We start from the raw sequence: 13876 nt of genomic DNA, 5'->3' as shown, positions 1-13876 counted from the left end.
GGACATCGATAGGCATTACGAAAATGATAAAAAAACTTAAGTCCGTAAAGTAGTAATAGACAAAAGAAAAAAAGCGTCAACCTAGTATATGAAATGGGGGCTGTACTATTTCAAATTGAAATTAAGCATTACAAAAATTATACCACGTAGGGTAATAAACCTACGATTAGTTTTTTTTAGGAAAAGAGACCATTCTATCCATAATTGGGTCTACAAATGCGGTACCGGCCTCATTAATAATACATAGGTCAAATATTTACGGGTCATTCGATTCTTTCTTGATAATCGAATAAGCTTTTTTACCTAGATATAACTTTTTCAGTCAAGATATTAGAGCGTATAGTTCTTTTTTTGGCAGTTACAGTTTTCCAATAATTCCCCCCTGATTTTCGTTGAAATCAGCTGTAAAAATGCTTTAATGTTGCCGCAATTATTAGGACGTTGCATAAGTTCCACCAAAATCAACATCAAGTTGAGGGCCAATTGCATTATTGATATCTATAATTCGAATCTCCGGATTTGTCCATTCTTTTTTCATCGCTGTTGTATTATTTTGATTTATAGACAATGTTACGTATTCTGGATTAAAAAGGAAAGTATATGCGGAATTATATTTTATAAAAATTCAATATTCAAAATGAAATACAAAACCAGTTATTTAACAGGCATTTTAATTTATTCGAAAGTTCATCTGCTTTTTCTACCTGGAATGCCAAAACGCAAACGACGGCTTTGCCTTTCGGTATATTGCGGGTTAGGGATACGCTATTGGAATTGGGTCCAAACGGAAAGAATCCGCTTAGCTACTAGCGTGATAGGTTTGGCAGGTGGATTGGCGTCGTTTCGCTTCGGTCTTCGCAGTCATTGCGATTGACGAAGGAGCGAAGCAATTCAACAATCTCCCTCGTCATTGCGAGGAGTATGCGACGAAGCAATCTCTACACGTATCACGGGATTGCTTCGGCTTGATCTCGGGCAATGCGCTGTTTTGTAAATGAATTGCAAAAGCCACCATCGATTCTCACAATAGGTTTTCTTCAAGCCCCGCAATGACATGCTGAACTCACCGTCATTGCGAGGAGTATGCGACGAAGCAATCTCTACACGTATTTCGGGATTGCTTCGGCTTGATGTTGGGCAATGCGCTGTTTTATAAAGGAATTGCAAAAGCCACCGTCGATTCCCACAATAGGTTTTCTTCAAGCCTCGCAATGACGTGCCGAACTCACCGTCATTGCGAGTAACGCAGGAGCGAAGCAATCTCGAAGCTGCGCATCGAAAAGGTGAAAGACCAGGTCGATCGAAAAGTTTCCGGATTTTATGTTTTTGTGTAGCCTCCTGAATCAACATTTTCGCGGGAGATAGAGAGCACCGTCTTTATTTTCTATATTTTTGGCGGCCAAACCGGTAGAGCAGAAGGTTCTTTTTCCCCGGGTGCTGCCCTGAGGTTACGGATGTGCGACCCGTTTCGGGGCCGGAGTTCTTGGTTTCGATGGGGGTTCGGTTTGACGATTCGGCAGTTCGACAGCTCAGCGATTCGACAATAAAATCAGTAGATTAATCCTAAAAAATTTACCGAAGGAAACACCTAGCCAATGCTGCCCTTACTAACGTGTGAATGAACACAGACGGTTTTTTTAATTTTCATGTTCGCTTTCAACCTGTCGGAAATGGTGGTTTCTTCTAATTGAAAACGCTAAGCGCTACTATAGAAAAGCGGGTCTCATTCCGACCTTCTAAAAATGGCTAATGATTTTATCTAAATATCAATAAGAAGGCCTTTAAAAGATTTAATTTTATATGGTCAAAAGAATACCGATTACCATCGCGCTTTTTTCCAGATTTGATCAACTAAATGAGTAAAGGTTTAGATTTGGGAGCACATATTCCTAATTCTAATGAACAGATGCATAGAGTTTCTCTTATGAAAAATCACCAGTCCCTCCAGTAACAGGCCCGTCAAGTGCGCTACCCGGATCATTTAGGATACTTAAGTCACAAATTTTCGGATTACTCCATTCTTTTTTCATGGTTTTATCGACTACAACGCTTTAATTTAGGCTATCGATTTATTTGAAATCGTACAAATGATAGTACTTTATCTATTTTGTTACTAAACTAAGGTGTCTTTTTTATAACAACCAGGCAGAGGCCCCTAACTATCTTTGACTTTCCAATTGCCTCGTTTGGTATTAATTAGACCACAAAACCTGTGTTTCCTCATTTTCGAAAGCGACCTACTACAAACTTCCAACAACAATTAAGGATATGCACATTACCAACTATATATTTGCGGTCAAGATTCAAAAAGGATAGAATCATCCATCACAAAAGCATCTTGCTCACTTCCTGCATCAGAGAATGATATCACTATTTCTGATAGTTCGGGAGTTATCCATTGTTTTTTTCTCATAATCGCTTTTCAGTTATCAAACGGGGTAGACACCTGACTTACAGGTAGAAAGAGCGTAGAACACTCATTTTACTAGCTACACTTTAAATCATGCTTAATTTTTCACTTCTATCTTTCAGTCAGTCATGTAATTATAAGATTTCTTGATTTAAAATGAAAGAAATTTCAAGACAAAGTTTCACATATGGCTCTAATTAAAAAAAAGCAAAAAAAGCTGTTTGAAATACGTTTTTTTTGGTTTATAAAATGACCCTTTATTTGTTGAATGAGGAGTTATATAAAGTGTTTCCCATTTTAAGAAAATAGTTAGCAACCTGCTGTTGGATTTGGATTCACTAGCTGCTTTTGGGAATGGTTTTTTTTAAAAACCAGTTTGTTTGCATTCCAGTGACTGTCCATCTGAGCAACTTTCAAATCCTGACTTGATGGCCAATAACTTGATTTCAGTATATTTTCATTCCCGTTCTGTCAAACTGCCTTTGTGATGTCATTTTATTGTAATTGTGTGATGTAGTTTGTAATAAAATGATTCTAAATGACGAAATTAGATCTTTTCGCTTGTGATGATGCAAGCTTTTTACTTAATCCCGCAGCATTTTTCCATAGGTGGGCTCAAATTTGGATCCTCCCGGTGAGCCATCCGATATACGTTTTTTTATCAATAAACCAATATGCCCGATCCGTACTAGGAAGCGCTTCCAGTGGCTGCGAAGTCATCTTCCGGGCCGAAATCAAACTCTACCGGGAGGTATTCCCAAGTTGGGTTTATCCATTTTTTTTTCATGTGTTTATATTTCATCTGTTTATAATTACTTTTTAGCGTTCACAACGGGTCTTGGTTAATCATTATACATCCATGCAGTCCTAGCGGGTTGATTTTATAAATTAGCTGGTGTCTGATTGCTCAATTCTCAATGATAGGAAAATTATTTTTTTGACGCCAGTTTTTAACTATAAAATCGTCTGGAAAATGGTACCCTTATATTTAAAATAGTTAAATAGTCTTATACGGAATAAAAATAATATAACAAAAGGAAAAGAAAACGCTGTGAGATCTATCCTAGACACAGGAAAGACCTCACAGCGTTCATATTCAGGCCTGCCTCCAACGGAATCAGCTGCCTACGGCTACGGCAGTGCTCCAGTCAACCCATCCTCCTGCGTAATTCTGCACGTTGTCAAATCCATGCGCCCGCAAGATGGAGTAGGCGATGGCGGCCCTGCCACCGCTTTGGCAGTGAATGATTACCGGCTTTTCCTTGCTTACCTTATCCAGGTTGTTTGGAAGCTTGCCGACGAAGAGGTTATCCGCGCCATCTATGTGGCCTTTGTTGTATTCGGCGACTCCACGCACATCTACTACCTGTACACCGCCTTCTTCCAGCTTTGCTTCCACGGTTTCCCGCCCGATGGGTTCGTAGTGCTCCAACTTGCCAGCTTCGAATTCGAGTAATTGAGCTGGAGTGATGTACCCGTGGATATTGTCCATGCCGATACGCATCAGCTTTCGGGTCAACTCATCCACCTCTTTTTCCTCGGCCACTAGTACAAAGTAGGATTCGTAGTCCATGTACCAGCCCATCCAAGTGGAAAAGGAGTTGTTGTTAGGGATATTGTAGGCGCCCTTTAGAAAGCCTTGCGCAAATTGCTCCGGGGTGCGGGTGTCTATAAGGCGTAAGCCGGATGCCTTGGCTTCTCGGTAAGCCGCTTCGGATAGGTTGCTTACCTTAGGAACCTCCGTAAGGAGCTTTCGATCCACCTTGTTGAGCTTCTTCATCATGGCGAAGTACTTTGGTGGCTCGGGCTGATCGGCCAAGAGTTCCTTGGCAAACGCGGTTTTGTCGTTGAGCATCTGAAGGGCCCAGTTTCTGATTTTTTCGTAGCCTACGGTAGTCATAGGAACGGCCCCCAAGGCTTTGCCGCAGGCAGAACCCGCCCCGTGACCAGGCCATACTTGGATGTAGTCACCCAACTGCACGAATTCGTTCAGAGAGTCGAACATCTGGGCTGCCCCTACATCTTGGGTGCCCTTGAGGCCCGCAGCTTGTTCCAGCAGATCGGGTCTGCCCACATCACCTACGAACACAAAGTCACCGGTAAACAGCATGACGGGTTCGTGGGAAGCGGGCTTGTCGGTAAGCAAGAAGCTGACATGCTCTGGGGTATGACCGGGTGTGTGCAACACTTCGAAGTTCAGGTTACCCAGCTTGATATTGTCGCCGTGTTTGATCTTGTGATGCGGAAAGGCGTATTTCCAGTTTTCGTCCCCTTCATCAGATAGGTAAAGTTCCGCCCCGGTCAGTGCCGCCAGTTCCCGAGAACCGCTGAGAAAGTCCGCGTGGATATGGGTTTCGAGCACATGGGTAATCTTCATGTTGTTTGCCTTAGCAATCTGAAGGTAGGTGTCCACGTCTCTTTTGGGATCGATCACTGCGGCCACTCCGCCGGCCTGACATCCAATCACATAACTGGCCTGTGCCAAACTCTTGTCGTATACTAGTTCGAAGAACATCTTTGTCTTTTATTTATTTGGTTTCACTGTTTTTCCAGGTGCAGTGTTTTTTTCTTCCTAAGATTTCCTGCTCCTTAGTTTAATTTATGATCACAAAATTGGTACCTTTTGATCGTGATTTCAGTGACAAAAATTACCAAACGCCCAAAGGAGGGCCCCATAAGATGAGCGGAAGTCGGTTTTGGGTGTGTTTAGCGAGTTGCTTCACGCTGTTTTTCGGCGCTGAGGCACAGGAACCGTGGATTCAGCATGCCAAACTTTACCTCGTTTCCGAAGGACGGGAAGCCACACTTTCTGAGGTAGTAAACGTCCTAGATCGGGTGGATGTGGTTTTTTTCGGTGAGCAGCACAACGACAGCATTACCCACACCATACAGCATGCGTTATACGACGCTATGATTAAGGCCTATGGCGATGCCACGCTAAGCTTGGAGATGTTTGAACGAGATGCCCAGCTTGTGTTGGATGAGTATGTGCAGGGCCATATTACAGAGGCTAAACTAAAAGCTGAAGGCAAAGCTTGGCCAAATTACGCAGACTATGCCCCGTTGGTGAATTTGGCCGTGGAGTCGGGGCAGCACGTGGTGGCAGCCAATGTACCCACACGCTACGCCAATTTGGTTTCCCGTAAGGGGTTGTCCGCATTGCAGGCGCTTCCCAAGGCTTCCCGGTCATGGATAGTGCGGCTGCCGCTTGATACCCTGCGTCCGGCATATCAGCGCAAGTTTGACGAAGCGATGGGCGGCCACGGCCACGGCATGGGACCGTCCGTCTTTCACGCCCAGCTGCTCCGAGACGCGACCATGGCGGAAAGTATATGGCATACGTGGAAAAAAGACCGAAAAACACGAATTCTCCACCTAAATGGACGTTTTCATAGCGACTATCGGTTGGGCACCGCGGAGGAATTGTCTCGATTGAATAAACGTATCAAGGTGTTTACCATCAGTGCCTTCCCTGCCGATGATTACGATGATCCTGACTGGGCAACTTACAAGGGAATTGCGGATTTGATTATTTTGACAGATCCGGTACGCTCAGGGGATTGATGCGGTAAATACCATTTCCATCTTGATGTCGCATCGGGCATATTTCCCCGGTTCTATGGGGGTTTCTTGAAAACCCATTTTTCGATACAAGGCAATGGCGGGGGCGAGAACGGAATTGCTGTAAAGCACGATTTTCGGAGCTCCCCTCGCCTTGGTCCAAGCAAGTGCCTCTTCTACCAATTTCCGGCCTAGGTGATTCCTCTGCGCTTCCGGCAAAACACCCATCTTAATTAATTCGTAGCTGCCATCGTGCAGGACCTTGACGGCTACGGTCCCCACGATCTTGCCCTGCCATTCGGCAAACCAAACCTGCCCACCGGCGTGTACAATGTTATCTAAGGGATTTTCCAATTGTTCCCTGTCAAAGGCCTCCATGGAGAAAAAGGATTCTATCCATTGGCGATTGATCTGAAGAAAGTAGGGGGCAAGTTCAGGGCTGAAAGGATGGATTGTGATGTTTCCCATCCTGCGAATATACATGCTTTTGCTGTTTGCCGATCATAGCGGACGTAAATTTTGAGCTAGCCTGACGGACTTTTTTAGAAGCCAAGGCTGTAGGGCTTGCCGGGTTTGTCACGGGCTTCCAGTTGGAGAAGTTTAAGCTTGCGCCATAGCCCACCGGCATACCCCGTGAGTTCACCGGATTGGGCGATAATGCGGTGGCAGGGTATAACTATTAAGAGGGGGTTGGCCCGGTTGGCCATTCCTACCGCCCGAACCGCTTTTGGTTTTCCCAGTTTTTTAGCGATGTCTTGGTAGGTAGCGGTGGAGCCATACGGAATTTTATTTACTTCCATCCAAACTCTTCTTTGAAAATCCGTCCCTCCTATGCCTACCCGAATGTCAAAAATCCGAAGATCTCCCCTGAAGTATGCGTCTAGCTGAAGTTTTACTTCCAGTAAAAATGCGCTGTCCCCATCTACTGCTTCCGGTTCATCGGTAAACTCCAATGCCAGCAGGTATCCTCCTTCCGAGATTAACCGGATATTGCCTAGGGGGGAGCTGATTACCATGGTTTTTATCATACGTGTGGGTGATAAAGTGAATACTACTTGCCGCACAGGTGACGCCTGGCTTTTTCACCCCAATTGGAGACGCTTACCGGCGGCTGTTATCAAAAGTGCAGCCGGAAAGTTTGCACAAGGTAGCCTTTTTTTCTGACTCCATCATCGGCAAGGCGGTTTTGAGCACGGTATTTAATATTATTAACCATACGAAGATTTTTTATTCTTCCGGCTTTTAAGTAAATTAAACGGACGTAAGGTTGCTTTTCCTTGGAGAATACTTATATATTTGACCGGCAATTTAAATAACAGCATTCCACCGATCTATGTTTTATCACCAAGTCTTTGGGCTCCGGTGCACATCTGATATTGAACTTCCTGCCTTTTTAGCCAGTGATACTGGGGCGGATTTTGAGGTCAAGATAGTGACACAGTTGCCCGAATTTGAGTCTGCTCCCACCGTCACAAAGCCCTTTTCCTGGTACAATGAGCGAGAGTTCGGTTATAAGGTTCCGGATATCGCCACGTATTTTGTGCGTGACGGAAAGGAAATTCTAATCTGTCCGGTGTCCGAGGATTGGGCGAGTATCCTGTTGTTTTTTTATTCAAACGCCATCGCCGCCCTGCTCTTTCAACGAAACCTGATTCCTTTTCACGTATCCGGCGTACTGCAAGGGGACGGCGTATGGCTTTTATCGGCACCTTCCCGGACCGGTAAGTCCACTACGGCACTCAAACTCCAGGAGCGCGGTTATCCCTTGTTTACCGATGACACTGCTTTGGTATTTATGGAAAACGGTAGATGCATGGCCATCCCTTCCTATCCGATGATTCGGGCATGGCGGGCAACATTGGAAAACCAAGAAGCCTATGATAAAGGGGCCGCATTTCAGATTCGGGCAGAAGTGGAAAAATATGGCATACACTTTCACGAGCAATTTCAGGCCACTGCCATGCCTGTGAAAGGTATTATTTACTTGCAAGAGCAGGGCAGCGAGATCAGTATCAGCTCCTTAAAACCCAGCTTAGGCATGCAGCATTTGGGCAATAATGTGTACCGCAGGCAATGGGTTATGGGAATGAACAAGCAGCTGATGCAGTTCAGGCTCATCACCTCCATTGCAAAAAAGGTTCCGTTTTGGATGGCTTCCCGACCTAAAGGGAAGAAGACCTTTGCAGAATTTTCCGAGGCTATAGATTCGCAGATCTTTGCATCATATGGAAAATAGGGTGATATGGCTTGCCTCCTACCCCAAGTCGGGCAATACGTGGTTTCGATCATTCATTACCGCACTCCGAAAGGGAGAAGTTGATATCAATCAAATGGCTACACAAGGTATTTATTCTGCCAAAGGACTATGGGAGGAGATACTGGACACCGATTTTGATGACCTGACGTTACGGGAGGCGGAGGCCTACAGAAGATTGGCCATGGGCTATTCCTATTTGGGAGAGGTGACGCCGCGATTTCTAAAAGTACACGATGCCTACACCTATTCCCCTTGGGGTGGAAAGCCCATCGTGGCAGATGTGCCGGGCAATTTTGCCATATATTTGGTAAGAAATCCACTGGATGTCGTTCTTTCGTTTGCAAACCATAACAAGCAAAGTGTGGATCAGACCATCGACCAGTTTATTTGCAATGAGTCGGCCGGGTTTGTGAAGTCTACCCGGTCTTGGAGTCAGAGCTATCAGCGGCTGGGAACTTGGTCACTGCATGCGGAAAGTTGGATGTTTCAACAGCAAATTCCGATCAAAGCGCTCCGATATGAGGACATGAAGGCGCATTCAATAAAAGCCTTTAGTGGGGCACTAGAGGCAGCAGGGCTTCACTATTCTGCCGATCAAGTGCAGCAGGCGTTGGATCTGGTGCAATTTGAAAAGCTTCAAGAACAAGAAGCCAAAAAGGGTTTTCACGAAAAGCCCTACCCAAGTATGAAGTTCTTCAACAAAGGGCAGTCCGGTAGGTGGAAACAGGAGCTAAGCGTTCAGCAGATCCAACGAATAATGCAATGCAATGAAAAGATGATGCGCTACTTCGGATACTGGGGAGAAGCGAAGCAGTATTTAATAGAAAGGCACCAATGGGTCGGGCCCGTTGATGATTTCATCAAATGACTTAACATTCAATAAGACTATGGAAAACCGATACTTTCAGGTAAATGAGGACAAAGTGCTCTTCACCCAACTCGATGATGAGGGCGTATTGTTTGATGTAGAAAACAATCAATACCTTAATTTGAACCCAACATTTTGCAGTATCTTCAAATACCTTAGCGAAGGCGACGGCCTGCAAGGGATCAAGCTTAAATTGATCGAAGAATATGATGTAGATGAGGATACCTGCGAAAGCCAGCTGATAAAGTCAATTAATTTGTTGCTGGAAAAAGGGTACATCCATGAAGCGGTTGCTGAATAGGGCGCTAAGCTTTATCCGGCTAAAACGAAGCAGGAAAATCCTTTTTTTCGAGGTGCTGCTGCTTTCGGCATACCGGGGGATTTTAGTGTTTTTCCGCAGCCCGTTGGCATCTTCGGAAAGGCTTTTTCAGGAGGACGAATTATCTGTCGACTCCCCGATTTCGGCGGATCAGTTGGTTTGGATAGCGGATATCTCGGCCGCCATTCGGTTGGGAGCAAAATATATCCCTTGGGTAAACGTGTGCAGGCATCAGGCTTGGCAGGCGATCCGCCTATTGAGGAAATACCGCATTCCCTATTCCTACCACGTAGGCATGAAGCGGGTACCTACTAACGGCAAACGGGACGCACACGCTTGGGTGATGGCCGGCGGACGTTTTGTAAGCGGCCATTGCCGCAGGGAAGATTACATCGAAATCAAGTTTTGAGGAATTCCAACAGCGATGAACAATACATTCTTAGGATATTTTTCTGTCAATCGCGAGCGTTTTTCGCTAAGGGTCCAAGCGATTTCCCGTGGTCCTTGCACAGGCTACCACTCAACGGTTTACGGGGGAGGATTTAGCCTTTTTGTTCGAGAAGCAGAAGCCAATTCGGTTCCTTTTCGATTGTTATCTTACGTTCAGCGTGACGGGATACGCTTATTGGTAGAATCCAGATTGGATAATAGGGAGTATTTGAGAATTGCATTAGGCGAGAGGGAACTCGAGAATCCAGATGCGGAAAATGCCCTATTTGTATATTATGCCTACCGAAAATGGGGAGAGCGCTTTGTAGATCATTTGGATGGCGATTGGTCGGTGGTCCTTTTTGAGGAAGATAAGCGGCGGCTCTTCCTGGCGGTGGATCACCTGGCTACAAGGTCTGTGTTTTATAGTCAGGTGGGCGATGAAATACTGGTGTCCAATTCGAAGAGACTACTCCTTTCGGCGAGCCCATACCCCATGCCCCTCAATGAATTGTTTATCCTCAAGAGGCTGTTGATCAGTCGTATTTCCAGTCCTCAGACCTCTCATAAGGATGTATTTCCGGTTCCTCCTGGACACACGTTACAAATCAACGCAGATCTTTCCATAGCCAAGAAAAGGTACTGGTTTTTTGACCGGGTAAAGCGGGTTCAGTTTGCAAAAGAAGAGGACTATGTGGAGGCTTTTTTAGCCGTGTACAGAAAGGCAGTGACCGAGCGAATGATTCCCGGTGCCAGCGTAGGTTGTCACTTAAGTGGAGGTTTGGACTCGGGGTCGGTATCGGTGCTGGCAGCAGAGGCATTGCGTGCTTCTGGTGGAAGGTTATTGGCCTATACCGGCACGAGCAGTGTTCCCCCCAAAGAGAGTCAATATAAGTTTGACAACGAGGACTATTACGCCGGTTTGACGGCGCAGTATGCGGGTAACATAGACCAACAGGTATGCGATGGAACCAGCTATAAATTATTGGACAGCATTGCGCAGAGCGTGGATATATTTCAGGAGCTGGCTCATGGTATTGGAAACCTGCATTGGATATACGAAATCAGCGACCGGGCCAAGCAGCTGGGAACCAATCTGATGCTGGTAGGACAGCAGGGCAACGCAACCGTCTCTTGGCAGGGTCAGCGGCCCGCCACCTGGAAGTCCTCGCTAAAGGATGCTGTAAAGATGGTTTATTGGGATAAGCTGCAGGGAGGGAAATCGCTTGCTTCTTTCAGAAAAATTCCCCGCACCTTCGCCGATATCCCCAGTGAATCTATTATCAAGAGGGATTTTTTGGCAAGTTTTGTTTTTAAGGATCTTTTACAGGAGGAATCCGATCCGCTGGATAGAACGCTTCCCAAATGGGTTGGCCAAAGTAGGTGCCAACTTATGGGGCTGCACAATAATCAAATAAGCGTTTTTTGGCAATCACTATCTCAGGTGAAAGGATTGATCCACTGGGATCCGACGAATGATGCCGACCTAATGGCTTTCTGCTTGGGAATACCAGAGGAGTTTTACCGAAAGAATATGCGAAGGCACCTCATACGGCGGTCCATGAAAGGATTGCTGCCGGATGAGGTGGCATTTAATGCCAAAAAGGGATTACAAAGTGCTGACTGGCGGGAGCGCTTTTTGCAGGAAAAGGCAGCTTTTTGGGAGTTAGTACAGGGTGTAGGTACCACTCACCCCGTTAGGCAATTTTTGGATATGGAGGCACTTAAATCGAAAATGAAGCAGTTTGAGGAAGGGGGGTCTATTATTCTATCCGGAAATATCGCGCGGGCGATGGGACTGATTTTTCTATGTGAAAGGAATTCTAACGGGACATCTTTATGAGAATTTTCGCCCATAATTTCCTGATTAATCCGGCATTTTGGTTGGTTGCATTGTTAATCTTGGTCGCATGGTTTAGTTGGAAGGGTAGGCGATCGTTGAGTATATTAGCCCTGGCTATGCTTCCGCTTTTTTTTCCAGCCTTTCCCAAGTGGATCATTGGGAATTGGGAACAGGAAATTCAGCCATTGCGGTATTTGGCGGATGGCATGAACGGGCTGCCGATTTTGGTACTTGGAGCGGGAGCTACCGTAGACGAACGACTTTCGCCGGTCCAACAATTACACATCAGTGCACGTCTACGGTTAATAGAAGGATGCAGGATATGGCAACAAACGCCGATTTCGAATTTGGTGGTTTCAGGTTCCGGACTTCCTGGTTTTATTTCCCAGGCGGAAATTTATGCACAGGCTGCCGCAGAACTCGGGGTTAAGGTGGAAAAGATCCAGATCGTCCCCACGCCTCAGACCACCTATGAAGAGGCATTGCATTTTAAAGAGAAATTTCCACACTACGATTCATTAATATTGGTCACTTCATCCCTGCATATGAGACGGGCAAAGCGGCTATTTGAGTCGCAGGGATTGCATGTGATTCCTTCACCCCACCACTTGATTCATACCCTGGATTCCAATCGAAGGTTGACTTCTTACTTGGTTCCGTCTATTGAAGGCATTAACCTATGGGCCATGGTTCTCCACGAGTGGATGGGAATGCTCACATTGGGTTGGTAGGTATCAGCAACTGGAAACCGCAAACTGTGACGGGCTTTTTCGATCCAAAGAGGCAGCGTACCGAAATGGGGCTTGATAAAGGGCAACAGGCTTAATTTGACCGGTACAAGAGGGAAAAGTGATACATGAGGTGGGAATATGCACCGACCTTAGGAGGAATACAATTAGGTGATGATGCCTTGAAAAGAAAATAAAACAGATGACATTCGTATACACAGCTTTTGGCTTGGTGATCCAATCGGACATTTCCCTGCCCGGAATGATGGCTTATGAAGGCGTCAAGCCCCCTGATGTGGTTTCCATCCGGCTACTGGAATCCACAAAGGAGCTTTCGTTAAGCAAAGAAAAAAAAGGGACGGCATTCGATGCGGATATTAATGAGCAGGAGGTTCTGTACAAGGTGGAGGGCACAGCACACTATTTAATATGCGAAGGCAGGGATATTTTGGTGCGTCCATTCACGGATGATACCCGCTTGCTGGGAGGATATATCTACGGTCGCTGCATGTCGGCCCTGCTTTTTCAACGAAACCTGTTTCCATTTCATGCTTCGGGGGTTCTCGATAGGGAGGGTAAGTTGTGGATGATCGTTGGTCGTTCCCATGCAGGAAAGTCATCGACGGCATTGATGCTTTCTGAGCGGGGATATAGGCTGTTTTCGGATGACCTCGTTTTGATCCACCTTCAAGGAGGCAAGTGCATCGCTACCCCTACTTATCCGATTGCCGGTATTCGCGAACGCACCATGAAGTATCAACGAACATTTACCGAGGCGGATGGCCTCCCCGCAATAACCGAAGCAGGGAGGACCAATGTGTTCTTTCATGATCGATTTGTGAAAGAAGCCAAGGAATTGGGTGGAGTGATATTTATTCGGAAGTTTGGGGAGGAGATCGCTATTGAAAAGGTCAGCCCGGCGCAGGGAATGGCTATCTTAAAAAACAATATCAACATACAGGTATGGCTGGAGCTGATGGGTAAGGAAAAGATTCTGTTTCCGCTGTTGTCCGGAATATGCCAGCGGGTACCTTTTTGGTCTGTCGTACGGCCATTGACTACACCGACGTACGAACAGCTTGCGGCTGCTATAGAAGCTCGGATAATTCATTAGCAGGAAGAAACATATTCGAGCATATTTGCCCTAATTCTCACTACGGGCAATCAAACAAAAATTATTCCTGTGATCACATTCCTCTTCCTTATGCCTCGATTTGTATCTAGCAATTTATCTTAACGGGGTAAGGGTAGTGATTCAGCTATTGCAAAAAAGAAAATCTAATTTATTTCAAAAATAATTCTTTTTTTAACCGTGATTGAGTTACTTTGTATGTCGATTAATGGGTGGGCTAAGATGCTATGCACATAGTGGTTCCGTCCATTTGGATTGGATTTTATATAAATCCATCCAAATGCAATAAACTCTAAGAAAAAAGTAACCTCTAGGCACTATCTAATTAA

At 45.5% G+C, this 13876-nt stretch carries 11 protein-coding genes; 8 read left to right on the top strand and 3 right to left on the bottom strand.

Annotated features, from left to right (window positions below):
- Positions 1 to 3527: 3527 nt before the first annotated feature.
- Positions 3528 to 4925: an MBL fold metallo-hydrolase gene (locus tag IAQ59_RS03800; RefSeq protein WP_209329435.1), complete on the bottom strand. Its 1398-nt coding sequence runs from the start codon at positions 4923 to 4925 to the stop codon at positions 3528 to 3530.
- A gap of 86 nt (positions 4926 to 5011) precedes the next feature.
- On the opposite strand from IAQ59_RS03800, the gene IAQ59_RS03795 reads away from it, so the two are divergent.
- Positions 5012 to 5974, top strand: coding sequence for a ChaN family lipoprotein (locus tag IAQ59_RS03795; RefSeq protein ID WP_245189410.1), 963 nt, complete (start codon positions 5012 to 5014; stop codon positions 5972 to 5974).
- Here the strand turns inward: IAQ59_RS03795 and IAQ59_RS03790 are convergent.
- Together IAQ59_RS03790 and IAQ59_RS03785 are read right to left on the bottom strand one after the other, a co-directional pair.
- The gene (locus IAQ59_RS03790; RefSeq protein WP_245189409.1) at positions 5963 to 6454 is read right to left on the bottom strand and encodes a GNAT family N-acetyltransferase; all 492 of its coding nucleotides are present in this window, start codon (positions 6452 to 6454) and stop codon (positions 5963 to 5965) included. The genes IAQ59_RS03795 and IAQ59_RS03790 overlap by 12 nt on opposite strands.
- Positions 6455 to 6513: 59 nt before the next feature.
- Positions 6514 to 6999: a methylated-DNA--[protein]-cysteine S-methyltransferase gene (locus tag IAQ59_RS03785; protein WP_209329434.1), complete on the bottom strand. Its 486-nt coding sequence runs from the start codon at positions 6997 to 6999 to the stop codon at positions 6514 to 6516.
- Positions 7000 to 7304: 305 nt separating this feature from the next.
- Between IAQ59_RS03785 and IAQ59_RS03780 the strand changes: the two genes are divergently transcribed.
- From IAQ59_RS03780 to IAQ59_RS03750, 7 genes are all read left to right on the top strand, one after another.
- Positions 7305 to 8207, top strand: a complete 903-nt coding sequence (locus tag IAQ59_RS03780; protein WP_209329433.1) for a phosphoenolpyruvate carboxykinase (ATP) — start codon at positions 7305 to 7307, stop codon at positions 8205 to 8207.
- Complete coding sequence (locus IAQ59_RS03775; RefSeq protein ID WP_209329432.1) at positions 8197 to 9096, top strand: sulfotransferase domain-containing protein; 900 nt, start codon at positions 8197 to 8199, stop codon at positions 9094 to 9096. The genes IAQ59_RS03780 and IAQ59_RS03775 overlap by 11 nt, the downstream gene beginning before the upstream one ends.
- A gap of 19 nt (positions 9097 to 9115) precedes the next feature.
- Complete coding sequence (locus IAQ59_RS03770) at positions 9116 to 9397, top strand: PqqD family protein (RefSeq protein WP_209329431.1); 282 nt, start codon at positions 9116 to 9118, stop codon at positions 9395 to 9397.
- Positions 9378 to 9824, top strand: a complete 447-nt coding sequence (locus IAQ59_RS03765) for a lasso peptide biosynthesis B2 protein (protein ID WP_209329430.1) — start codon at positions 9378 to 9380, stop codon at positions 9822 to 9824. Before IAQ59_RS03770 ends, IAQ59_RS03765 begins: the two co-directional genes overlap by 20 nt.
- Before the next feature lie 15 nt (positions 9825 to 9839).
- Entirely contained in the window at positions 9840 to 11687 is a 1848-nt protein-coding gene (locus IAQ59_RS03760) for an asparagine synthase-related protein (RefSeq protein WP_209329429.1), read from the top strand.
- Entirely contained in the window at positions 11684 to 12418 is a 735-nt protein-coding gene (locus IAQ59_RS03755; protein ID WP_209329428.1) for a YdcF family protein, read from the top strand. The genes IAQ59_RS03760 and IAQ59_RS03755 overlap by 4 nt, the downstream gene beginning before the upstream one ends.
- 199 nt (positions 12419 to 12617) lie before the next feature.
- Positions 12618 to 13529: a phosphoenolpyruvate carboxykinase (ATP) gene (locus IAQ59_RS03750; RefSeq protein ID WP_209329427.1), complete on the top strand. Its 912-nt coding sequence runs from the start codon at positions 12618 to 12620 to the stop codon at positions 13527 to 13529.
- The last annotated feature ends 347 nt before the right edge of the window (positions 13530 to 13876 follow it).

This window comes from Lunatimonas salinarum (assembly GCF_017811155.1).
Taxonomy (GTDB): Bacteria; Bacteroidota; Bacteroidia; order Cytophagales; family Cyclobacteriaceae; genus Lunatimonas; species Lunatimonas salinarum.
The sequence above is the reverse complement of the archived record's forward strand: the minus strand, read 5'-3'. Positions and strand labels throughout refer to the sequence as shown.